Source organism: Actinomyces sp. zg296 (assembly GCF_009829695.1).
Classification (GTDB): Bacteria; Actinomycetota; Actinomycetes; order Actinomycetales; family Actinomycetaceae; genus Actinomyces; species Actinomyces marmotae.
Window position 1 is genome coordinate 180,588 of sequence record NZ_VWPG01000004.1, and the last position, 22,114, is coordinate 202,701.

18 protein-coding genes and 4 tRNA genes are annotated in these 22,114 nt (G+C 71.4%); 2 read left to right on the top strand and 20 right to left on the bottom strand.

The annotated features are described in order from the left end of the window. Positions 1–62 precede the first annotated feature (62 nt). The 17 genes from GVV76_RS04675 to GVV76_RS04755 all read right to left on the bottom strand — a co-directional run bounded on the left by GVV76_RS04675 (position 63) and on the right by GVV76_RS04755 (position 17,266). On the bottom strand, positions 63–887 hold the full coding sequence (locus GVV76_RS04675) for a segregation and condensation protein A (protein ID WP_159625564.1): 825 nt from the start codon (positions 885–887) through the stop codon (positions 63–65). Between the two features lie 91 nt (positions 888–978). Then, positions 979–1,842, bottom strand: a complete 864-nt coding sequence (locus GVV76_RS04680; protein ID WP_159625347.1) for a ParA family protein — start codon at positions 1,840–1,842, stop codon at positions 979–981. Positions 1,843–1,886: 44 nt separating this feature from the next. Beyond that, positions 1,887–2,858 (bottom strand): site-specific tyrosine recombinase XerD, encoded by a 972-nt coding sequence (locus tag GVV76_RS04685; protein ID WP_159625566.1) that lies wholly within the window; start codon positions 2,856–2,858, stop codon positions 1,887–1,889. Between the two features lie 53 nt (positions 2,859–2,911). Beyond that, positions 2,912–3,154, bottom strand: a complete 243-nt coding sequence (gene secG, locus GVV76_RS04690; protein WP_159522980.1) for a preprotein translocase subunit SecG — start codon at positions 3,152–3,154, stop codon at positions 2,912–2,914. 224 nt (positions 3,155–3,378) lie between these two features. Further along, positions 3,379–4,161 (bottom strand): triose-phosphate isomerase, encoded by a 783-nt coding sequence (gene tpiA / locus GVV76_RS04695; RefSeq protein ID WP_159625349.1) that lies wholly within the window; start codon positions 4,159–4,161, stop codon positions 3,379–3,381. A gap of 49 nt (positions 4,162–4,210) precedes the next feature. Continuing rightward, positions 4,211–5,404, bottom strand: coding sequence for a phosphoglycerate kinase (locus tag GVV76_RS04700; RefSeq protein ID WP_159522984.1), 1,194 nt, complete (start codon positions 5,402–5,404; stop codon positions 4,211–4,213). Between the two features lie 161 nt (positions 5,405–5,565). Continuing rightward, the gene (gene gap, locus GVV76_RS04705) at positions 5,566–6,573 is read right to left on the bottom strand and encodes a type I glyceraldehyde-3-phosphate dehydrogenase (RefSeq protein ID WP_159522986.1); all 1,008 of its coding nucleotides are present in this window, start codon (positions 6,571–6,573) and stop codon (positions 5,566–5,568) included. A 269-nt stretch (positions 6,574–6,842) separates the two neighbouring features. Further along, the gene (whiA, locus tag GVV76_RS04710; RefSeq protein ID WP_159522988.1) at positions 6,843–7,823 is read right to left on the bottom strand and encodes a DNA-binding protein WhiA; all 981 of its coding nucleotides are present in this window, start codon (positions 7,821–7,823) and stop codon (positions 6,843–6,845) included. A 53-nt stretch (positions 7,824–7,876) separates the two neighbouring features. Then, positions 7,877–8,884, bottom strand: coding sequence for a gluconeogenesis factor YvcK family protein (locus GVV76_RS04715; protein WP_159522990.1), 1,008 nt, complete (start codon positions 8,882–8,884; stop codon positions 7,877–7,879). Between the two features lie 3 nt (positions 8,885–8,887). Beyond that, complete coding sequence (gene rapZ, locus GVV76_RS04720) at positions 8,888–9,892, bottom strand: RNase adapter RapZ (protein WP_236263213.1); 1,005 nt, start codon at positions 9,890–9,892, stop codon at positions 8,888–8,890. A gap of 180 nt (positions 9,893–10,072) precedes the next feature. Next, positions 10,073–10,921, bottom strand: a complete 849-nt coding sequence (locus GVV76_RS04725) for a PRD domain-containing protein (RefSeq protein ID WP_159625351.1) — start codon at positions 10,919–10,921, stop codon at positions 10,073–10,075. Between the two features lie 165 nt (positions 10,922–11,086). Beyond that, positions 11,087–12,526, bottom strand: coding sequence for a glycoside hydrolase family 1 protein (locus tag GVV76_RS04730; protein WP_159625353.1), 1,440 nt, complete (start codon positions 12,524–12,526; stop codon positions 11,087–11,089). Positions 12,527–12,576: 50 nt separating this feature from the next. Next, positions 12,577–14,478: a beta-glucoside-specific PTS transporter subunit IIABC gene (locus GVV76_RS04735; protein ID WP_159625356.1), complete on the bottom strand. Its 1,902-nt coding sequence runs from the start codon at positions 14,476–14,478 to the stop codon at positions 12,577–12,579. 266 nt (positions 14,479–14,744) lie between these two features. Further along, the gene (gene uvrC, locus GVV76_RS04740) at positions 14,745–16,931 is read right to left on the bottom strand and encodes an excinuclease ABC subunit UvrC (protein ID WP_159625358.1); all 2,187 of its coding nucleotides are present in this window, start codon (positions 16,929–16,931) and stop codon (positions 14,745–14,747) included. A gap of 78 nt (positions 16,932–17,009) precedes the next feature. Next, positions 17,010–17,081, bottom strand: a tRNA-Val gene (locus GVV76_RS04745). 1 nt (position 17,082) lies between these two features. After that, a tRNA-Cys gene (locus GVV76_RS04750) sits at positions 17,083–17,153 on the bottom strand. Positions 17,154–17,193: 40 nt separating this feature from the next. Continuing rightward, positions 17,194–17,266, bottom strand: a tRNA-Gly gene (locus GVV76_RS04755). A gap of 157 nt (positions 17,267–17,423) precedes the next feature. On the opposite strand from GVV76_RS04755, the gene GVV76_RS04760 reads away from it, so the two are divergent. Next, positions 17,424–17,499 (top strand) — tRNA-Val (locus tag GVV76_RS04760). Positions 17,500–17,618: 119 nt separating this feature from the next. Here the strand turns inward: GVV76_RS04760 and GVV76_RS04765 are convergent. The 3 genes from GVV76_RS04765 to pdxS form a co-directional block, all read right to left on the bottom strand. Beyond that, positions 17,619–18,995, bottom strand: coding sequence for a UTP--glucose-1-phosphate uridylyltransferase (locus GVV76_RS04765; protein WP_159625360.1), 1,377 nt, complete (start codon positions 18,993–18,995; stop codon positions 17,619–17,621). A gap of 103 nt (positions 18,996–19,098) precedes the next feature. Continuing rightward, a complete protein-coding gene (gene pdxT / locus GVV76_RS04770; RefSeq protein ID WP_236263214.1) occupies positions 19,099–19,659 on the bottom strand; it encodes a pyridoxal 5'-phosphate synthase glutaminase subunit PdxT in 561 nt (186 codons plus the stop codon). Further along, positions 19,656–20,588, bottom strand: a complete 933-nt coding sequence (gene pdxS / locus GVV76_RS04775; RefSeq protein WP_159523002.1) for a pyridoxal 5'-phosphate synthase lyase subunit PdxS — start codon at positions 20,586–20,588, stop codon at positions 19,656–19,658. The genes pdxT and pdxS overlap by 4 nt, the downstream gene beginning before the upstream one ends. An 82-nt stretch (positions 20,589–20,670) precedes the next feature. On the opposite strand from pdxS, the gene pdxR reads away from it, so the two are divergent. Continuing rightward, a complete protein-coding gene (pdxR, locus tag GVV76_RS04780; protein WP_159625362.1) occupies positions 20,671–22,071 on the top strand; it encodes a MocR-like pyridoxine biosynthesis transcription factor PdxR in 1,401 nt (466 codons plus the stop codon). Positions 22,072–22,114 lie beyond the last annotated feature (43 nt).

Here is a 22,114-nt window from a genome sequence, read left to right on the forward strand (position 1 = left end):
GGCCGCGGGCGCCCCCTGGCCGTCGACCCCCGCGGCGGCCCGCGCCGCAGCGGCATCCGCGCTCATGAGAACTCCTCCCCCAAGCCGTCCATATCCGGGGCCATGATGCCCGCCGGACCGTCCTGCCCGCCGCACCACGTCACCGTGATCTCGCCCATGGCCTCGCCCTGCTCAAGGTCGACGCTGCCCTGCCGGTGGAGGATGAGCAGGCCCAGGAAGCGGGCCACGACGACGGCGATGCGCTCGGCGTCGCCAGTGAGCTCGGAGAAGGTGAGCGTCCCAGCGGCGCGCAGGCGCTGGGCGAGCAGGGTGATCTGCTCGCCAACCGGGACCGCCTCATGGAGGTGGACGGTCTGCACGCCCGGGGCGTCGGGGCGGTTGAAAGCGGCCAGAGCGATGCGGGCCAGCTCGGCAGGGCCGACAGTGGCCACGAGCCTGGGCAGCAGCGTGGCGAACTCAGGGGCGAGAGCGACGACGCGCGGGTGCGCGGTGGCCGCCTCGGCGGCCATGGCGGACAGGGCGGAGGCGGCCCGCTTGTAGGCGCGGTACTGGAGGAGGCGGGCGAAGAGCAGGTCACGGGCCTCCAGCAACTCCAGGTCCTCGTCGTCCTCCCCGTCGACTTGGGGCAGGAGGCGGTGGGCCTTAAGGGCCAGGAGCGTGGATGCCACCACGACGAACTCGCTGGCGTGCCCGAGGTCCCAGTCGGCGCGCATGTGGGCGATGAACTCGTCGGTAACCTCGGCCAGGGCGAGCTCGGTGACATCGAGCCGGCGCCTGGCGATGAGGCTGAGAAGGAGGTCGAAGGGCCCCTCGAACTGGGGAAGGCTGACGGAGAAGCCCGGGAGCCTGGCGGGCCCCTCCTGCCCGGCGCCCTCGCGCCCGCCGATGCCGGCGCGCGCCCGGGCGTCGAGCGCGGCGGCGCCCGTGGGCTCTCCCGCGTCCTCGGGCGCTCCGGCCCTCTCGGGCGCGGCGGCCGCCTCAGGCGACACAGCCGCGAGCGACGATCTCCCGTGCCAGGCGCCGGTAGGCCTCGGCGCCGACGTGCGTGGGGGCGTAGGTGTTGATGGGCTCGGCGGCCACGGAGGCGTCGGGGAACTTCACCGTGCGGCGGATCCGCGTGTCGAAGAGGCGCTCGCCGAAAGCCTGATCCAGGCGCTCCAAGACCTCGCGGGAGTGCAGGGTGCGGGAGTCCACCATGGTGGCGAGGATGCCGTCGATGTCGAGGCGCGGGTTGAGGCGGTCCTTGATCCGCTCGACGGTCTCCACGAGCAGGGCCACGCCGCGCAGGGCGAAGAACTCGGTCTCCAGCGGGATGATGACGCCGTGGGAGGCGGTCAGCGCGTTGACCGTGAGCAGACCGAGGGAGGGCTGGCAGTCCACGATGATGGCGTCGTAGTCGTCGACGATGGGGCGAAGCACCCGGGCGAGCGCCTGCTCGCGGGCCACCTCGTTGACGAGCTGGACCTCGGCGGCCGACAGGTCGATGTTTGCGGGCACGAGGTCCAGGCCCGGCATGGAGGTCTGCTGGATGACGGGCAGGATGTCGGGGCGGGCGGCCACGAGGAGGTCGTAGATGGTGGTGTCGAGCTCATTGGCGTTGACGCCAAGGCCGGCGGAGGCGGCTCCCTGCGGGTCGAAGTCGACGATGAGCACCTTGCGCCCGTACTCCACGAGGGAGGCCCCCAGGCTGATGGTGGTCGTCGTCTTGCCGACGCCGCCCTTCTGATTGCACATGGAAATGATCCGGGCCGGCCCGTGGGACTCCAGGGGCGCGGGGACGGGGAACTCCTTCTGCTCAGGGGCGGGAAGGTCGATCAGGCCGGGCTGCTTGGAGTCACTCACAGGGCCAGGGTAGCGGACGGCACTGGGATCATCAGCAGGCATCATCAGTGCGCCCGGGGGTGGCTCGTGGCGTAGACCTCCCTGAGGTGGTCGACGGTCACCTTCGTGTAGATCTGGGTGGTGGTGACCGAGGCGTGGCCGAGCATCTCCTGGACGACCCGCACGTCGGCCCCGCCCGCGAGCAGGTGGGTGGCGAAGGAGTGGCGCAGCGTGTGGGGCGAGATATGGCGGTCGGCTCGCGCGCCGCCGTCCCCCCCAATGACGCCGTCGGGAGCGGTCGGGGCCTGCCCGGTGGGCTGGCCGCCGAGGCCGGCGCGGGCGGCGGCCCGCTGGAGGACGCTCCACGCGGTCTGGCGGGACAGGGGCCGCCCGAGCGTGTTGAGGAAGACCTCGGGCACTCCCCTGCCCTTGGAAGCCAGGGCCGGCCGCCCGCGCACGAGGTAGGCGTCGAGGGCCGCCCAGGCGTACTGACCCACGGGGACGATCCTCTCCTTGCGCCCCTTGCCGAAGAGCCGGAGCACGCCCGAGCCGGCGTCGAGGTCGTCGACGACGAGGCCGACCGCCTCGGAAATGCGGGCCCCCGTGGCGTAGAGGATCTCCAGGAGGGCTCGGTCGCGCAGGCTCACGGGCGAGTCGTCGACGGCGGCCGCCTCCAGGAGCGCGCGCACCTCCTCGACGCTGAGGGCCTTGGGCAGGCGGCGCCCAACCTGCGGGGGTCGGACGGCCGCCGAGGGGTCGGTCGGCGTGGTGCCCTCGTCGAGGAGGAACCGGTGCCAGCCGCGCACGGCGGTGACGGCGCGGGCGGCGGAAGAGGCGGCCAGGGGGCGCCCCCCGTCCTCGCCGGTGCGGATGGCCTGGGAGAAGGCGGAGACGTCCTCCTCGGCGACTCCGCCGGGCCCGGTGATGCCGCGTCCCCTAAGGAACCCCGCGTATCGGGACAGGTCCCGCAGATAGGCGGCCAGGGTGTTCTGGCTCAGGCCCCGCTCGACCCGCAGATGCGCGAGATACCCGCGCAGGGAGCGCTCGAGGGCGTCCCCACGCGGGTCTGCTACGTGGCTGTACGGGGTGGTCAGGAGAACTTCGCCAGGAGTCCGAGGCCGATGATCGTCACGCTCCACACGAGGCCCACGCCCACGGTGATCCGGTCGAGGTTGCGCTCGGCGACGCCGGAGGAGCCGGCCGAGGAGGAGATGCCGCCGCCGAACATGTCGGATAGACCGCCGCCCTTCCCCTTGTGCAGGAGGATCGACATGATGAGGAAGAAGCTCGACAGAACGAGGAGCACCTGGAGGATGATGCGGAGGATGTCCACGCCGTCGTCCTTTCATTGAGGGGCCCGCGGGGCCCGGGAGGAACTGATGTGCCGCTGGCGGGTGATCGCGCGGCACGACCGTGGCCGACTCTACCCGAATCGCGCGCCGGGGCCAGGGCCCGCCTCCTGTGAGGCGCCCTGGCCCCGATCGCGGTTGCGTCACGGGCGCCGCCCCGCCCGCGCGCCACTCATGCGGCGGCGGGTGGCGCGGCGCCCGGTCGGGCTCAGGCGGCGTAGAAGCGGCACATGGCCGCGAAGGAGTCCGCCTTGAGGGAGGCGCCGCCGATGAGGGCCCCGTCGATGTCGGGCTGGGCCATGAGCTCGACGATGTTGTCGGGCTTGGCGGAGCCGCCGTAGAGCACGCGGGTGGCCTCGGCGGTGGCCTCGCCGAAGTCCTCGCGCAGGGCCGCGCGGATGGCCCCGCAGACCTCCTGGGCGTCCGCGGCGGTGGCGGTCTCGCCGGTGCCGATGGCCCAGATGGGCTCGTAGGCGATGACGATCCTGGCGACGTCCTCGGCGCTCCAGCCCTTGAGGGCGGCGCGGATCTGGCCGAGCACGAACTCGACATGCGTGCCGGCCTTGCGGATCTCCAGGGCCTCGCCGCAGCACAGGATCGGCGTCATGCCGGCGTCGAGGGCCTTGCGGGCCTTGGCGCCGACGAGTTCGTCGGACTCGTTGTGGTACTCGCGGCGCTCGGAGTGGCCCATGACCACGTAGGAGCAGCCGAGCTTGGTGAGCATGGCGGTGGAGATCTCACCGGTGTAGGCGCCGTTGTCGTGGATGGAGACGTCCTGGGCGCCGTACTTGATCTCCAGGTCGTCGGCGTCGACAACGGTCTGCACGGTGCGCAGGTCGGTGAAGGGCGGGATGACGACAGCCTCGCACTTGGCGAAGTCGTGCCCGGCGTCCTTGAGCTCCATGGCGAGGCCCTGGACGAGGTGGTTGGCCTCGAGGTGGTCCAGGTTCATCTTCCAGTTGCCCGCCATGAGGGGGGTGCGGTTCGACATTTCAGTGGTGTCCTTCGTTGTCTATCGGTGTGTGGGTCGGCTGGCGCGATCAGTCCTCGAGGACGGCGATGCCCGGCAGGGTCTTGCCCTCGAGGAGCTCCAGGGAGGCGCCGCCGCCGGTGGAGATGTGGGAGAACGTCGACTCGTCGAAGCCGAGGGTGCGCACGGCCGCGGCTGAGTCACCGCCGCCGATGACGCTGAAGGCCTCGGAGTCGGAGATGGCCCGCGCCACGGCCTTGGTGCCGCCGGCGAAGGCGTCGAACTCGAACACGCCCATGGGGCCGTTCCACACGACGGTCTTGGACGAGGCGATGGCCTCGCCGAAGATCTCGGCGGTCTTGGGGCCGATGTCCAGGCCCATCTGGTCGGCCGGGATGGCGTCGGCAGCCACGACGGTCGCAGGGGCGTCGGCCTTGAACTCCGGGGCGACGACGGTGTCGACGGGCAGCAGGAGCTCAACGCCGTTGGCCTTGGCGGTCTCCAGGTAGCCCTTGACGGTCTCGACCTGGTCCTTCTCCAGCAGGGAGGCGCCGACCTCGTGGCCCTGGGCGACGAGGAAGGTGTAGGCCATGCCGCCGCCGACGAGGAGCCGGTCCGCCTTGGACAGGAGGTTGGCGATGACGCCGAGCTTGTCGGAGACCTTGGAGCCGCCGAGCACAACGGTGTAGGGGCGCTCGGGGTCGTTGACGGCGCGGCCGAGGGACTCGATCTCCTTGACCACGAGCAGGCCCGCGGCGGCCGGGAGGATCTTGGCAATGTCGTAGACGGAAGCCTGCTTGCGGTGGACCACGCCGAAGCCGTCGGAGACGAAGGCGTCGGCGAGCTCGGCGAGCTGGGCGGCGAAGGCCTCGCGCTCGGCGTCGTCCTTGGAGGTCTCGGCGGCGTTGAAGCGCACGTTCTCCAGCAGGACGATCTCGCCGGCGCTCATGGCGGCGACGGCGGCCTTGGCGGACTCGCCGACGGTGTCCTCGGCGAGGACGACCTTGACGCCGGTGGCCTCAGCCAGGCGCTTGGCGACGGGCGCCAGCGAGAAGTCCGGGTTGGCCTGGCCCTTGGGGCGGCCCAGGTGGGCGGTGATGATGACCTTGGCGCCGGCCTCGAGGAGCGCGCGCAGGGTGGGCAGGGCGGCCTGGATGCGGCCGTCGTCGGTGATGTTCTTGTCGGCGTCGAGCGGGACGTTGAAGTCGGAGCGGACCAGGACGCGCTTGCCGGCCAGGTCGCCGAGGGACTCGATGGTCTTCATGGAACCTCTCAAGGTGTGTTGTGGCGTTCGAGTGAACGGTGGATGGAGGACGGGTGGCCGACGCCCGCGCACGCTGGGCGTGCGCGGGCGTCTTCTCATCGGGGGCTCACGGTGCTCAGCACGCCGCGCCTCCCGATCGCCGGCTCAGCTCGTGCGCTGGTTCAGGCGAGCTTGGAGCCGACCAGGGCGGTCAACTGCACGAGGCGGTTGGAGTAGCCCCACTCGTTGTCGTACCAGGACAGGACCTTGACGAGGTTGCCGATGACCTTGGTCTCGGAGGCGTCGAAGATCGAGGAGTGCGGGTCGCCGACGATGTCGGTGGAGACGATCGGGTCCTCGGTGTAGGCGAGGATGCCCTTGAGCCCGCCCTCGGCGGCGGCCTTGACGGCGGCGTTGACGGACTCGACGGAGACCTCCTTCTCGGCCTGGAAGGTCAGGTCGGTCAGGGAGCCCGTCGGGGTGGGCACGCGGACGGCGAGGCCGTCGAACTTGCCCTTGAGCTCGGGCAGGACGAGGGCCACGGCCTGGGCGGCACCGGTCTTGGTGGGGATCATGTTGAGCGCGGCGGCGCGGGCGCGGCGCAGGTCGCCGTGCGGGGCGTCGAGGACGCGCTGGTCACCCGTGTAGGAGTGGATGGTCGTCATGATGCCCTGGACGATGCCGAAGTTCTCGTGGAGGACCTTGGCCAGCGGCGCGAGGCAGTTGGTGGTGCAGGAGGCGTTGGACACGATGTTCATCGTGGCGTTGTCGTAGTCGGCCTCGTTGACGCCCACGACGAAGGTGCCGTCGACGTTCTTCGCGGGAGCGGAGATGACGACCTTCTTGGCGCCGGCGTCAATGTGGGCCTTGGCCTTCTCGCCATCGGTGAAGAAGCCGGTGGACTCCACGACGACCTCGACGCCGAGCTCGCCCCAGGGGAGCTCGGCAGGGTCGCGCTGCGCCAGGACCTTGATGCGCTTGCCGTTGACGGTGATGCCGTCGTCGTCGAAGGAGACCTCGCCGTCGAAGCGACCGAGGATGGAGTCGTACTTGAGGAGGTGGGCGAGGGTCTTGTTGTCGGTCAGGTCGTTGACCGCAACGATCTCGATGTCGGCGCCCTGCTCAAGCGCGGCGCGGAAGAAGTTGCGGCCGATGCGGCCGAAGCCGTTGATACCAACGCGGGTGGTCACTTTGTGTCCTCCTAATGCGCCGGTGAGGCGCACGGTTACGTAGTTCCAGCGCATCATCGATGCGCCCCGGCCCGCCGGAAGAGTTTTCAAGAGGTTCCGTGAGCCGGCTCGCCGAGTCTACCGTCGTGGCGCGGTGAGGCGCGACTGGGGTCCACGCCCTCGGCGAACGCCCCCGGCGCCACCGGCGTGATCTCATCGTGACGGCCTCGGTGAGGGGGACGGACGTCCCAGGACCCTGCGTGGCGCGGGCTCCGAGCCGGCGCCGACGGCTACAGGTCGAGCATGTCCGGGGTGAGGACGGACTCGGTGTCGGGGATGCCCAGGTCGTGGGCGCGCTTGTCCGCCATGGCGAGCAGGCGGCGGATGCGCCCGGCCACGGCGTCCTTGGTGAGCTGGGGGTCGGAGAGTTGCCCGAGCTCCTCGAGGCTGGCCTGCTTGTTGGCGATGCGCAGCCGGCCGGCCTCGACGAGGTGGGCGGGGACGTCGTCGCCCAGGATCTCGAAGGCCCGCTCCACCCGCGCCCCGGAGGCGACGGCGGCCCGGGCAGAGCGGCGCAGGTTGGCGTCGTCGAAGTTGGCCAGGCGGTTGGCGGTTCCGCGCGACTCGCGGCGGCTGCGCCGCTCGCCCCAGGTCTTGAAGGCCTCCTTGGCGCCCATCCGGTCCAACAGGACGCCGATGGCCTCGCCGTCGCGCACGACGACGCGGTCGGTTCCGCGCACCTCGCGGGCCTTGGCGGTCACGTCGAAGCGGCGGGCGGCGCCCACGAGCGCCAGGGCCGCCTCGGAGCCCGGGCAGGTGACCTCCAGGGAGGAGGAGCGGCCCGGCTCGGTCAGGGAGCCGCGGGCGAGGAAGGCGCCCCTCCAGGCGGCGGCGGCTGAGGTGCGCACGCCGTGGACGACGGCCACGGGCATCCCGCGCACGGGGCGGCCGCGCCCGTCGACCAGTCCGATGAGGCGGGCGAGCTCCTTGCCGCGCTCACTCACGCGCAGGACGTAGCGGGTGCCGCGGTGCAGGGAGCCGCCTTGGACGACCATGACCTCGGGCTCCATTCCGAAGAGCTCCTTGAGGTCGTGATGGAGGCGGCGCACCGCCCCGCCGTGGTCGAGATCGGCCTCGACGACGATGCGCCCGGAGACGATGTGGAGCCCACCGCCGAAGCGCAGCATCGACGCCACCTGGGCGCGGCGCTGCGCGGCGCTCTCCGCGCTCACGCGCGCCAACTCGTCCTTGACGGTGACGGTCAGCGACATACCTTCCGCTCTCCTCGCTCGTGCCTGGCTGAGGGGCTGGGCCCCGCCCGGGCTCAGTCCCCCGGGGCGCCGCCGATGCCGACATCGCCCACGACGCCGTCGAAGGCGTCCCGGAAGGCGGCGGCCAGCCGCAAGGGGTCATGGTTGCACATGGAGTCCCCGGTGCGCACCTGCCGCAGGATCACAGTCGCGCCCATGGCCCCCGCGACCCGCTCAAGATCACCGAGATCCTCGATGGTGGAGGGGTCGGCGAGGACCACGTCGAGGCGCAGCGCGGGCGCGTGCTCGCGCAGGACCCTCAGGAGGTCGGCCGCCGTCATGCCATCGGTCTCCCCGCTCTGCGCCGTGAGGTTGAGGACGACGGCCCGCCTGGCACGGGTGGTGACCAGGGCCTCGCGCAGGGAGGGCAGGATGACGTGGGGCAGGACGGAGGTGTACCAGGAGCCCGGGCCGAGCACCACCCACTCGGCCTCCTCGATGGCGCGGATGGCCTCGGGATGGGCCTGAGCGCCCTCGGGGACGACGGCGACGTTCTCGAGTCGGCCGCGCGTCGTGGCCACCGCGACCTGGCCGCTCACGCGCGAGCGCTCATCGCCGTCGACGACATCGGCCTCGATGACCAGCGGGGAGGCGCTCATCGGGATGACCCGGCCGTGGATCCCCAGCAGGCGGCCCACCCAGTTCAGCCCCTCGACCTCGTCGCCGAGCAACTGCCACAGGGCCAGGATGAGGAGGTTGCCCAGGGCGTGGTTGTCCAGCTCGCCCTCACCGGAGAAGCGGTGCTGGAGAACGTCGCGCCAGGTGAGACCCCATTCGGACTCATCGCACAGGGAGGCCAGGGCCATGCGCAGGTCGCCCGGGGGCAGGCAGTCGAACTCCTGGCGCAGGCGGCCCGAGGAGCCGCCGTCGTCGGCGACGGTGACGACCGCCGTGAGCCGGTTGGTCACGTGCCGCAGAGCCCGCAGGGTGGCCGACAGCCCGTGCCCCCCGCCCAGGGCCACGACGGCGGGGCCCTCCTCCCCGCGCCGGGGCCAGCCCCCGGGGTCGATGGTGGTCGGCATGGCTCACTCCCGTCCGAGGTCGCGGTGCTGGGTGTTGACGCGGAAGCCGCGCGAGCGCAGGCGAGCCGAGACGCGCTCGGCGGAGGCGACGGAGCGGTGCTTGCCGCCGGTGCAGCCCACGGCGATGGTGACGTTGGGCTTGAGCTCGTCGACGTAGCGGGGTAGCGCGTGCGCGAGCAGGTCGGCGTACCCGTCGACGAAGGCCGCGGCGCCGGGCTGGCGGAACACGTACTCGGCCACGGGATCGTCGCGCCCGGTGAGGTGGCGCAGCTCGGAGACCCAGTACGGGTTCGGGATGAAGCGGACGTCGAGGACGTGGTCGGCGTCCACGGGCAGGCCGTACTTGAAGCCAAAGCTCATGATGTTGACGCGCAGCGCGAGGTCGGACTCGGTGGCCACGAGGTCTCGCACGCGGCGGGCGAGGTCGTGGACGGACAGGTCGGAGGTGTCGATGACCATGTCCGCGGCGCCCTTGAGGCCGCCCAGCAGCGTGCGCTCGTGCTCGATGCCGTCGAGGATGGAGGAGGTGCCCTGCAGCGGGTGGGGCCGGCGGGAGGACTCGAAGCGCCGCACCAGGACGGCGTCGGAGGCGTCGAGGAAGAGGACGCGCACATTGGTCCCGCTCTCGCGCAACTCGGAGAGGTAGCGCATGAAGTGGGCGAAGAACTCCCGGCTGCGCACGTCGACGACGGCGGCCAGCCGGTGGACGCCCGCGCCGACGGTGGTCATCATGCCCGCCAGCGCGGGCAGCAACTGGGGCGGGAGGTTGTCGACGACGTACCAGTCGAGGTCCTCCAGGGCGTTGGCGGCCCGGGAGCGGCCGGCCCCCGACATGCCGGTGACGATGATCATCTGGGGGCTGGTGGCGGGGGCCACGGGCGGCGCCTCCTCGTCGATTCGGGGAATCTCGATGGGCACCGTGTCCTGGCGGGGCCCAGCGGCCCGGCCGCCGTCGGCGCCGTCATCGCGCCCGGAGGACCGGGGCCGTGGCGTGCGTTGGTTCTCCATGGGCCAAGCATGGCACGCCAAGCGGGCCCGTGGCCCGCTCCCACTCCCTCCACCGAGACCGGTCGAAATCAGGAGCGAGACCGGTCGAAAACAAGATCGAAACCGGTCGGCCCTCCACAAGCCGGGCCGACAAGGCCCCTGCGCGGGGGCAGTGGTTCCAGGCGGCCCCGGCATCGCCCGCTACTGCCCCGCTGGGGTGGAGGAGCTGAGAAGCCGCGCGATGTGGATGGCCAGGTAACTGATCTCGTCCGGCCGGACCGTGATCCCGATGCACTCGCCGAGGAGGGAGGCCACCTCCTCGGCGAGCCTGAAGGCGTCAGGATGGCGCCCGCGCAGGGGCGCGGAGATGATGTCGGCGGTTCCATCGTCGATCTGGGCGCCGGTGCGGGCGCGCGCGAGGAAGTAGCGCAGGTGGGTGGCGAACCGGGCGGCGTGGATGGAGCCCTGATCGATGCCGCCGGGCGCGGCGCCGTCGATCAGCTCGATGGCCCGGGCCACGATCCGGGACTGCGCCGCGGCCTCCTGGAGGCAGCCGGCCCCGGTGGAGGCGGCGAAGAGGTGGAGCGCGAGGGCGAAGGCCTCGCCGTCGGGCAGGCGCACGGCCTGGGAGGCGTTGAGGTCGGCCACCATCCGCTCGGCCAGGCGCAGTTCCTCGGGGTGGAGGTGGGCGACCTCGGCCCGCAGGGGGTAGTCCATCCGCTCGCCGCGCCGGGCGCGCTCGAGCGCCTGGTGGACGTGGTCGACGACGGCGATGAGGCCCGCCGAGGTGATGGTGGCCCCGAGCTCCTTGACCGCCTGGGTGAAGACCTCTTCGATGAGGGTGATGCGCCCGAGCGGGATCTCGGAGAGCATCTGGCCGACGAGGCCGGCGTCCTGCGCGGTGACGTAGCGGCGGGCGATGAGGGACTCATCGAGGTCCTGGCCCGCCTTGCGCCCGAAGGCGAGTCCCCGGCCCGTGGCGACGACCTCCCGCCCCAGGGCGTCACGGGCCAGAACGACGTTATTGTTGAAGACCCGCAGGATTCTCACTCCCTGAGTGTGCCACACCACGCCCACCCCTCCCATCGAGACCGGTCGAAAACAGGATCGAGACCGGTCCGCTCTCCACAGGCCAGGGGCGGGCTCGCCCCGGGGCCCTCCCCGAGCCCGGCCGTGGTTCCCGGGCCGGCCCCAGCGCCGGCCCGGGCCCGGTCGTCAGCCGCCGGAGACCCGGAGCGTCGCCCCGTTGGACGCAATGAGTTCCTTGTACCAGCCGAAGGACTTCTTGCGGTAGCGCGCCAGGCTGCCCGCGCCGTCGTCGTCGCGATCGACGTAGATGAAGCCGTAGCGCTTGGACATCTGGGCCGTGGAGGCCGAGACGCAGTCGATGCAGCCCCAGGAGGTGTAGCCCATGACCTCGACGCCGTCGGCGATGGCCTCGGCCACCTGCACGAGGTGGTCGTTCATGTAGGCGATGCGGTAGTCATCCTCGACAGTGGGCCCGTCAGGCCCCTCGATGAGCTCGTCCTTCGCCCCCAGCCCGTTCTCGACGACGAACAGCGGCTTGCCCCAGCGGTCCCAGAACTGGTTGAGGATGATGCGCAGGCCGACCGGGTCGATCTGCCAGCCCCACTCCGAGGCGCTGAGGGTCGGGTTGGGCACGCCGCCCATGATGTTGCCCGGCCCCTGGCCCGCCGCCTCGGTGGCGGTGTCGCACACGGACATGTAGTAGGAGAAGGACACGAAGTCCACCGTGTGCTCCTTGAGGGTGGCCAGGTCACCCTCGGCGATGTCGAGCTCAATGCCCTTGTCGGCCAGGGTCCGCAGGAGGTAGCCGGGGTACTCGCCGCGCACGTGGACGTCGGAGAAGGCGAGGTTGGCGTGGTCGGCTTCCAGGCAGGCGAGCACGTCGCGCGGGTCGGGGGTCAGCGGGTAGATCGGCACGCCGATGACCATGCACCCGACCTTGATGCCGGGGTTGATCTCGTGGGCGATCCTCGTGGCGCTGGCCGAGGCCACGAGCTCGTGGTGGATCGCCTGGTAGAGGTCCTTGGGCGCGAGGTGCTCCTTGGGCGTGTTGATGCCCCCTGATAGGAGGGGCGCGTGCAGCACGGAGTTGATCTCGTTGAAGGTCAGCCAGTACTTGACGCGGTGGCCGTAGCGCTCGATCACCGTGCGGGCGTAGCGCTCGTAGAAGCCGATGAGCCGCCGGTCAGTCCAGCCGTTGTAGGTTTCCGCGAGGTGCAGCGGGGTCTCGTAGTGGCTGAGGGTCACAAGCGGCTCGATGCCGTGCTTCTCGAGCTCATCCAGGACGCGGTCGTAGAAGGCCAGGCCTGCCTCGTTGGGCTCGGTCTCATCACCGAGGGGGAAGATGCGGGACCAGGCGATGGAGAAGCGGTAGACCTTGAAGCCCATCTCGGCGAACAGCGCGATGTCCTCGGCGTAGCGGTGGTAGAAGTCGATCGCCTCGAGCTTGAGGTTGTCGGGGGTCGGCCTCTCGGTGCGGGGGGCGATGATGCCCCTGGGCATGACGTCCTGGATGGACAGCCCCTTGCCGTCGGCGTCGTAGGCGCCCTCGACCTGGTTGGCGGCGGTGGCGCCTCCCCAGAGGAATCCCTCGGGGAATCGGGGCGTGAACGTGGTTGATCCTGTCATTGCGGTCTCCTGGGTCGTTCCTGGTCGATGGTGGTCTGCTGCCGGGGGTGTCAGTGGTCGATCTCGATGATGGTCTCACCCACGCGCGCATCGCCGTCGACGATGGGCACGACGGCGCTCAGGCCGGCGGTGGAGGTGACGACGACGATAGTGGTGGTGTCGTAGCCGGCGGCGCGCACCGCCTCGAGGTCGACGTCCACGAGCGGGTCACCGGCGATCACGCGGTCCCCCACGGCCACGCGCGGCGTGAAGCCGGCGCCCTTGAGGTTGACGGTGTCGATGCCCACGTGGATGAGGATCTCGACGCCGTCGTCGGTCCTGATGCCGAAGGCGTGCCCGGTCTCCATGGCGGTGACGACCGTCCCCGCGGCCGGTGCGCAGAGGCGGCCGGAGGCCGGGACGATGCCGACGCCGTTGCCCAGCGCGCCCGAGGAGAACACCGGGTCCTTGACCCTCTCCAGCGGGACGGCGGATCCATCGACGGGGGCGACCAGGGCGCGGGTGGGCTCGGCGTCGGCGACGGCGCTGGAGCCAGTGGTCGCGTCGGGTCCGGCGGGGCCGCCCGCCCGCTCCCCCGGCCCAGCAGCGGCATCGTCCTTGACGCCGAACATGAAGGTGAGGGTAAAGGCGATGGCGACGCCGACGATGACGCCGATGGCCCACAGCAGCAGGCGCGGGGTCTCCAGGTAGGCGGGAATCGCGATGAGCGAGGGGAAGACCCCGGCCTGGGAGACCCGGCCCCCGGCGATCGCCCCGATGGCCCCGCCGACGGCGCCTCCGAGGATTCCGAAGTAGAAGGGGAGCTTCCGGGGCAGGTTGATGCCGTAGATGATCGGCTCGGTCACTCCGGCGAGGAAGCCAGACAGGGAGGCGGGGCCGGCGAGCTCGCGGACCTTGGCGTCGCGGGTCCGGAGCATGACGGCCAGGCCGGCGGCGGCCTGCGCGAGGACGGCAGCCTCGATGGGCCCATAGATGAGGGAGTAGCCGTTGGTGGTGATCTCCTGGGTCATGATGGGCACGAGGCCCCAGTGGAGGCCGAACATGACGAAGACCTGCCAGAACCCTCCGATGACGATGCCGCCGAGCAGCGGGACATGGATGAACAGCCACTGGACGCCCGAGGCGATGCCATCGGCGATGGTCGTGGTGAGCGGGCCGATCGTGAGCAGGGTGAGCGGCACCATGACGAGCACGCTGGCCCAGGGGGTCATGAAGTTGCGCAGGGCGCCGGGGAAGAGCCGGTCGCAGGCCCTCTCCACGTGGCTCTGCACCCACACGGCCACGATGATAGGCAGCACTGAGGACGTGTAGCTCATGATGACCAGCGGGATGCCGAGGAAGGCGTGGGAGCCGCCGTCATTCATCGCGACGATCGAGGGGTAGACCAGCGCCCCTCCGATCGCCATCGCGGTGAACTGGTTCGCCTTGAAGTGCCGGGCCGCGGTCACCGCGAGGACGAGGGGGAGGAAGTACATGAAGGCGTCGGACGCGGCGTTGAGCACCGTGTAGGTGTCCGAAGCCTGGTCGATCCAGTTGAAGGTGGCGAACATGGCGAGGAAGGCCTTGAAGAGGCCGGTCGCCGCCAGGGTCCACACCACCGGGGAGAAGATCGCCGAGACGAGGCCGATGAAGGCGTCCAGCGGGTTGAGCGGCCGCGCGGACCCGCCCTTACCGCCATCGCTCCCCTCCGATCCGAGACCCGGCAGGAGCGCCTGCATCTGGCCGAAGAGCAGCGGGACGTCGTTGCCGACGACCACCTGGTACTGGCCCCCGGCTTGCACCACGGTGACGACGCCGGTCATGTCCTTGATGGCGGCGGTGTCGGCCTTGGAGGCGTCCCTGAGAACGAATCGCATGCGCGTGGCGCAGTGGGAGAGCGCGGAGACATTCGCCTCCCCACCGATCCGCTTGAGCAGGTCCGGCGCCATTGCCGCGTAGTCGACTTTTGCCATGAAGAGCCTCCTTGCCTTCCCATCATCCGCGCCGGGGCAATGAAAAAGACCCGAGGCGCGATTCGCGCGGCATGGCGCGAGGCGTCTCAGGTCTTGCCCCGGGTGGGTCACAATCCTGGTGGGCTATTGCCCACGGGTGACGATAGGCGGAGCGCTCCTGGCCCGACAAGAGCACCCTCATGTGCTGCGCGTCACGCGAAAGCGGGCGGGTCATGGGACTCCCAGCCACCACGAGAATCCTCTTGAACGACGCCGCGCCACGCTCCTCACCCCGCCGTCTCGCCTCCGTCGCCCAGGTGCTCGTGGATGGCGGCGGCGAGCGCCGGGCCGATGCCCTTGACCTCGGCGATCCGCTCCACGCTGGCGGCGCGCAGGCGCTTGACCGAGCCGAAGGCCTTGAGCAGCGCGGCCTGGCGGGCGGGCCCGAGGCCGGGGACGCCGTCGAGCGCGGAGCGGGTCATGCCGGCGGAGCGCTTGGCCCGATGGTGGGTGATGGCGAAGCGGTGGGACTCGTCGCGCAGGTGCTGGAGGAGGTAGAGCGCGGGCGAGGTGCGCGGCAGGATGACGGGGAACTCCTCGCCGGGGATCCAGATCTCCTCCAGGCGCTTGGCCAGGCCGACGATGGGGGTGTCGATGCCGAGCTCGTCGAGAACGGCGCGGGCGGCCCCGACCTGCGGCAGCCCGCCGTCGACGACGACGAGGCCGGGCGCGTAGGAGAAGCGCTTGGCCCGCCCCGTTTCGGGATCGATGGGCCCGGAGACGACGGCGACGCCCTCGGCGTCCTCAACCTGCTCGGCGGCCTCGGCCGCGCTCAGCCCGGCCGCGCCCCGGCCCTGCTCGGCGAGGAGCCGTTTGAAGCGCCGGGTCAGGACCTCGCTCATGGCGGCGGTGTCGTCGGTCGCGCCCCCGCCGTCCTCGCCGCGGATGATGAAGCGGCGGTAGTCGGATTTGCGGGGGGCGCCGTCCTCGAAGACCACCATGGAGCCGACCTGGTGGGTGCCCTGGGTGTGGGAGATGTCGTAGCACTCGATGCGCAGGGGCGCCTCGGGCATGTCGAGGGCCTCGGCGAGCTCGTCGAGGGCGGCGGAGCGCTGGGTGAGATCGCCGGCGCGCCGGGTCTTGTGGAGGCGCAGGGCCTCCTCGGCGTTCTTGCGCACGGTCTCCATGAGGGCCGCTTTGTCCCCTCGCGCGGGCACGCGCAGGTCGACGGCGGCGCCGCGCAGCCCGGCGAGCCAGGCCCGCACGGCGGGGGCGTCATCGGGAAGCACGGGGACGAGGACCTCGCGGGGCACGGCGGTGGTGGAGGCGTGGGCGACGTCGTCGACACTGGTGGCCGCCGCCTCGGCCCGCCTGGGAGTGGGCTCATCCTCGCGTCGGGCGCGCGGGGCCGGGCAGGCGGGCGCGCGCCCGACGCCGACGGAGGTGGTGGGACCGGAGACGGGCCCGCTGGGCGCGGCGGGGGCGGTCGCCGCGCCGGCCGACGACGACTCGGGGGCGCCGGTGTCCCCGGGGTCGAGAAGGTCGGCGTAGACCTGCTGGATGAGGCGCTCAACGAGCTCTGAGTCGGTGGCGTCGTCGGGGGTGTCGATGACCCAGCCGCGCTGGCCGCGGATGCGCCCGCCGCGGACGTGGAAGACCTGGACGGCGGCGGTGAGCTCGTCGCGCACGAGGCCGAAGACGTCGGCGTCGGTGGCGTCGGGCAGGACCACGGCGTTGCGCTCGATGACCTTGCGCAGCGCGGCGGCGTCGTCGCGCAGGCGGGCGGCCTTCTCGAAGTCGAGCGCGCCGGCGGCGGCGCGCATCTGGGACTCGACTTCGCGCAGGTAGGGCCCGGTGCGGCCGGCGAGGAAGGAGCAGAGGTCTTCAGCGAGGGCCCGGTGGTCGGGGGCGGAGACGCGGCCGACGCAGGGGGCGGAGCATTTGTCGATGTACCCCAGCAGGCAGGGGCGGCCAGCGGCCTTGGCACGCTGGAAGACGCCGGCGGAGCAGGAGCGGATGGGGAAGACCCGCAAAAGCTGGTCGAGGGTGTCGCGGATGGACCAGGCCTGGACGTAGGGGCCGAAGTACCGGGCGCCGCGCTTGCGCGCCCCGCGCACCACCTGGGCGCGGGGGAACTCCTCGTTCAGGGAGACCATGAGGTAGGGATAGGACTTGTCGTCCTTGTACATGACGTTGAAGCGCGGGTGGAATTCCTTGATCCAGGAGTACTCCAGGGCAAGGGACTCCACCTCGGTGGCCACGACGGTCCACTCGACGGCGCAGGCAGTGGTGACCATTCTCTGCGTGCGCGGGTGGAGGGCCGCCAGGTCCTGGAAGTAGTTGCTCAGGCGCGCTCGCAGATTCTTGGCCTTGCCGACGTAGATGACGCGGCCCTCGGGGTCGAGGAAGCGGTAGACGCCGGGCGACGTAGGGATCTCGCCCGCGGCGGGCCGGTACGTCGAGGGGTCTGCCATGGCCGGTGCCTCACTCTCGCAGCCCGGGGACGGACAGAAAAACCCGGACCGTGGGGTCCGGGCGGGATGGGCTGCGAGTGGGCGATACTGGGTTCGAACCAGTGACCTCTTCCGTGTCAGGGAAGCGCGCTACCGCTGCGCCAATCGCCCGAGGTGGGTACCGGATTCGAACCGGTGTAAACGGCTTTGCAGGCCGGTGCCTAGCCTCTCGGCCAACCCACCAGTGAGATGCTGGGGGCTGGGTGGCCGCCCGGCTCCTCGGAGCGGATGACGGGACTCGAACCCGCGACCCTCACCTTGGCAAGGTGATGCTCTACCAACTGAGCCACATCCGCATGGCTGCCGCTCTCCCCGGCTCGACGCCGGTTCGCTCGGTGCTGCGCAACCATATCACCCCACCTCCGCGCCTATGCAAATGACATCGCGGTGACTCACCTCACCGGGCTCCCGTTTGCCGGGCGCGCCCGGTTCTGGCTAGTCTGTGCGGGCATCGGGCGATTGGCTCAGGGGTTAGAGCGCCTCGTTCACACCGAGGAGGTCACTGGTTCGATTCCAGTATCGCCCACCAGCGCGTTGGGGCCCGGACTTCACAGTCCGGGCCCCAACGCTTTTCACGCTCTCGGCGGGTGCCGGGCGCGCCGGCGCGCGGCGGCCGGAGGCCCCGCGCGCCGGGATGGTGGACGCTTCTCAGAGCCTCGCCCCATCGGCGATGGAGCCGGGTGAGCCCTCCTCCGTCACGACGGCGTCGCCCGAGGCCACGACGCCCTTGCCGAAGGTCCAGTCGCCGCGCACCGTCAGCGTTAGCGCCCCCCGGATCGAGGGCACCCCGTCGGGGAACCGCGCCTCGAAGTCCTGGATCCTCTTGTAGTAGCGCGGGTCGAGGTCAACGGTGCAGGAGGTCTCGGAGACCATGCGCAGCAGGCCGTCCTCATCGACCTCGTACACGTCCGAGCGCACGAGAAGGAGGTCATTCGTCGTCTTGACCGGCAGGAAGCGGCTGCGCGGCACCTCCACGGCGGTGGCGCCCTCGAAGGCCTCGACCGCCGCGCCCATCGCCGTCTCCAACTGGTAGACGGGCGTTGAGGAGGCGTCCGAGGGGTTGACGGTCTTCTCATTGCGGATGAGCGGCAGCCCCAGGATGCCCTTCCTCTCGGCGAGCGTGGCGCGCAGGACCTCCAGGTCGAACCAGATGTTGTTCGTGTGGAAGAACGGGTGGCGGAACTGGTCGGTGAAGTAGTGCATCTCGTCGGCCGGCGTCTGCGCGGTGTCCCTGAGGATGATGCGCCCATCAGACTTGCGCACCGCCAGGTGCCCGCCCTTGACGTCCGCCGGCGTGCGACGGCACATCTCCGGGGCGTAGGGGGCGCCGGAGGCCGCGAACCATCCGGCGATGCGGGCCGAGGGCGCCGCGCCCAGGTTGTCCGCGTTCGACGTCATCGCGTACTTGTAGCCGCGCTCGATGAGGGCGTCGAGCACGCCGGAGGCCACGAGGGCGGTGTAGATGTCGCCGTGCCCCGGGGGGCACCACTCCAGGGAGGGGTCGGCTTCCCATTCGACCGGCTCGAGGTCGTCCTGCCGGATCTTCGGGATGCGGTTCTGGAGGAAGTCGAGCGGCAGGCCGTCGACGGCGATCCCCGGGTGGCGCCCCAGCGCGACCAGGGTGTCCTCACGGGTGCGGAAGGAATCCATGAAGATGAGCGGCAGGGTGACGCCATGCTTGGCGCGGGCGGCCTCCACCTGCCCCACGAGGAGGTCGAGGAAGGACTTGCCGTCGCGTACCGGCAGCAGGCTCTTGGCGCGGCTCATCCCCATCGAGGTGCCGAGCCCGCCGTTGAGTTTGATCAGGACGGTGCGCGACAGGGCCTCACGAGCGGCCTCGTCACTGATCTCGACGTCGTCGATAGAGTCAATGGAGGTCAGTGGCTCGATCGTGCTCTCGGGGATGAGGCCGGTGGCGCCGGCCTCCAGCTCCTTGTAGTAGTGGGTGAAGACGTCGATGGCCTCCGGGGCCACCTCGCCCCGCCGCATCTTTGCCTGCGCTGCTCGCAATCCGCTCTCGCTCATGGCCAGAGCCTACCCGCGCGACCGCCGGATGCGAACGATGACGCTCAGCGCCCCGGGCCTGATCCGCTCACGCCCGGTTGGGCTCCCCCGACGGCGCGCGCCCTCATGCGAGCAGCTCGCGGTGGATAGTGGTGTCCCCCGTGAGCTCGGGATGGAAGGCGACCCCGATGATCCGCCCGCCCGCGCCGGTCTGCTCGACGCCGACGACGCTGGGCGCCTCATCCGGCCGCCTGGGATCCGTCCACGTGGACAGCGTCTCCACGCCCTCCCCCATGCGGGTGATGCGCGGCGCCCGGATGAGGGCGGCCCGCACCTGCCCGCCGCGCCACGGCAGGACGGCCTCGGCGGAGTCCACCTGAGGACCGAAGGCGTTGCGCTCGACGTCGACGTCCAGCACGCCCAGGCGCGCAAGCAGGATGAGGCCCGCGCAGGTGCCCAGGGTCGGCACTGCCCGAGCGGTGTCAGCGAGGGCCCGCGTGAGGTCGAAGGCGGCGAGCAGGCGCAGGAGGGCGGTGGATTCCCCTCCCGGCAGGATGAGCGCATCCAGACGGTCCAGGTCGCCAGCGCGGCGCACGAGGACCGCCTCGCTCCTGAGCTCCTCCACCATCCGGGCGTGCTCAACCACCCCGCCCTGGAGGGCGAGGACGCCGACGCGCCGGCTCACCAGCCGCGCTCCGCCAGGCGGTGGGGCGCGGGGAGGTCGGCCACGTTGATGCCAACCATCGCCTCACCCAGGCCCCGGGAGACCTCGGCGATGATGGCGGGGTCGTCGTAGGCGGCGGTGGCGCGCACGATGGCGGCGGCGCGGGCGGCCGGGTCCCCGGACTTGAAGATCCCCGAGCCCACGAAGACGCCATCAGCGCCAAGTTGCATCATCATGGCGGCGTCGGCCGGGGTCGCGATGCCCCCGGCGGTGAACATCACCACGGGGAGGGCTCCGGTGCGCGCCACCTCGGCCACGAGCTCGTAGGGGGCGCGCAGCTCCTTGGCGGCGACGTACAACTCGTCGGCGGGCAGGCCCCGCAAGCGGGCGATCTCGGCGTTGATCGTGCGGATGTGCCGGGTGGCCTCGGAGACGTCGCCGGTTCCAGCCTCGCCCTTGGAGCGGATCATGGCCGCGCCCTCGGCGATACGGCGCAGGGCCTCCCCGAGGTTGGTGGCCCCGCAGACGAAGGGGACGGTGAAGGGCTGCTTGTCGATGTGGTTCGCGTAGTCGGCCGGGGAGAGCACCTCGGACTCATCGATGTAGTCCACGCCGAGGTGCTGGAGGACCTGGGCCTCGACGAAGTGCCCGATGCGGGCCTTGGCCATGACCGGGATCGAGACGGCGTCGATGATGCCCGCGATGAGGTCCGGGTCGGACATGCGGGCCACTCCCCCCTGGGCGCGGATGTCCGCAGGCACGCGCTCAAGCGCCATGACGGCCACGGCGCCGGCCTCCTCGGCGATGACGGCCTGCTCGGGGGTGACGACGTCCATGATGACGCCGCCCTTGAGCATGTCGGCCAGGCCGCGCTTGACGAGTGGGGAGCCGGTGGTGGAGGCGGGTACTGAGTGGTCAGCGGGGTGCGAGGTGCTTGTGATGGTGGTCATGGCGTGATCCTCCCCGCTCTTGTGGCCCATTGATGAGTCCACATCTGATCGATTCTCATGGACCACCGCTACCCTTGCGGTCATGACCGCGAATCGACAGGCGCCCCGGGCGCGGCGGGAGGAGCCCACCGGGGCGCTCCCGGGGCTCCCCGGGCGGCCGGGGCGGGAGCGGCCGGCCGCGGGGAGGTCAGTGCCGCAGCGGATCGTCGCCGACATCCACCAGCGGATCACCTCCGGCCTCCTCGCGCCGGGCGATCGGCTCCCGTCCTCCCGCCGGATGGCCGCCGATCTGGGAGTTTCCCGAGGCACCGTCGTGGCCGCCTATGAGCAACTCATCGGCGAGGGTTACCTCATGGCGACGCATGGGGGCACGCGCGTGGACCCCGCGCTCCCCCGCCCCGCCTCGCCCACCGCGTCCAGGGCCCGGTCAACCGCCGCGGCCCCCGGCCCATCCGCGCTGAAGCCCGGCACGCCGGACGCCTCGGATGTGACGTCGGCGCTGTGGCGGGCGGCCTGGCGCGCCGCCGCGGCCGATCCTCGGCCCCATCCGCCGCGAGGATCGGAGGAGCTGCGCGAGCTCCTGGCTGAGCACATGCGCCTGACCAGGCGCGTCACGATCGATCCCCATCGGATCCTCGTCACCGCGGGGGCCCGTGATGGCCTGCGGCTCATCCTCTCCGCCCTGCGCGTCGCGGGGAGGATCGGCGTCGAGGACCCCGGCTACCCCTCCCTTCGCGCCATCCCCGGCCTGCTGGGGTGGCGCGCGCGACCCCTGGCCATGGACGCCGACGGCGCGCTGCCCGAGTCCCTGGAGGGGGTCGAGGCGGCGCTCCTCACCCCGAACCACCAGTTCCCCACCGGTGGGCGCATGCCCGCGGTGCGGCGCCACGCGCTCCTGGCCGCGGCGTCGTCGAGAGGGACGCTGCTCATCGAGGACGACTTCGACGCCGAGCTCCATGAGGCGCCGGCGCCGCTGCTCGCCTCGGGGACCGACGGGCCCGTGGCCCTGCTGGGGTCGTTCTCGCCCAGCCTTACTCCCGCCCTGGGGCTCGGCTGGGCCGTGGTCCCCGAGGGGCTCGTCGACGATGTCGCCCAGCGCTGCGTCCCGGTGTCTGGGATCGTCCAGGACGCGATGACCCGCTACCTCCGCCAGGACGGCCTGCGCCGCCACGCGGCCAGGGCCCGCCGCCTCGACCGGAGGCGGCGCGGGGTGTTCCTCGAGGTCTTCCCCTCCGGCACCCCCATGGAGGGCGGGCTGCACGCCGTCGTGCCGCTAGCCCCGGGCGCCGATGAGGCCGCCGCCGTGGCGAGGGCCCGGGCGGCGGGGCTCGGCGTTGAGGGCTTGGGCTCGTACTGGTCGGTGGAGGGAAGGGGTGGTTGGCCGGGGATCGTCCTGGGCCTGGGCAGTCGCTCGCCCGAGCGGCTGCGCGAACTGCTCGACGCCCTCCGGGAGGCGCTGGGGCCCGGGGACATCGCCGACTGAGCGCCCCGGGCGGGTCCGTGCGGCGCCGCGCGCGGGTGGGCCA

What these genes read in the sequence shown, in the direction of transcription:
- whiA (WP_159522988.1), bottom strand. Translation starts at nt 7,823, where the DNA reads ATGTCGCTGACCGTCACCGTCAAGGACGAGTTGGCGCGCGTGAGCGCG.
- GVV76_RS04765 (WP_159625360.1), bottom strand. Translation starts at nt 18,995, where the DNA reads ATGAGCGAGAGCGGATTGCGAGCAGCGCAGGCAAAGATGCGGCGGGGC.
- GVV76_RS04715 (WP_159522990.1), bottom strand. Translation starts at nt 8,884, where the DNA reads ATGCCGACCACCATCGACCCCGGGGGCTGGCCCCGGCGCGGGGAGGAG.
- tpiA (WP_159625349.1), bottom strand. Translation starts at nt 4,161, where the DNA reads ATGTCGAACCGCACCCCCCTCATGGCGGGCAACTGGAAGATGAACCTG.
- uvrC (WP_159625358.1), bottom strand. Translation starts at nt 16,931, where the DNA reads ATGGCAGACCCCTCGACGTACCGGCCCGCCGCGGGCGAGATCCCTACG.
- pdxS (WP_159523002.1), bottom strand. Translation starts at nt 20,588, where the DNA reads ATGACCACCATCACAAGCACCTCGCACCCCGCTGACCACTCAGTACCC.
- GVV76_RS04735 (WP_159625356.1), bottom strand. Translation starts at nt 14,478, where the DNA reads ATGGCAAAAGTCGACTACGCGGCAATGGCGCCGGACCTGCTCAAGCGG.
- rapZ (WP_236263213.1), bottom strand. Translation starts at nt 9,892, where the DNA reads ATGGAGAACCAACGCACGCCACGGCCCCGGTCCTCCGGGCGCGATGAC.
- pdxR (WP_159625362.1), top strand. Translation starts at nt 20,671, where the DNA reads ATGACCGCGAATCGACAGGCGCCCCGGGCGCGGCGGGAGGAGCCCACC.
- GVV76_RS04730 (WP_159625353.1), bottom strand. Translation starts at nt 12,526, where the DNA reads ATGACAGGATCAACCACGTTCACGCCCCGATTCCCCGAGGGATTCCTC.
- GVV76_RS04700 (WP_159522984.1), bottom strand. Translation starts at nt 5,404, where the DNA reads ATGAAGACCATCGAGTCCCTCGGCGACCTGGCCGGCAAGCGCGTCCTG.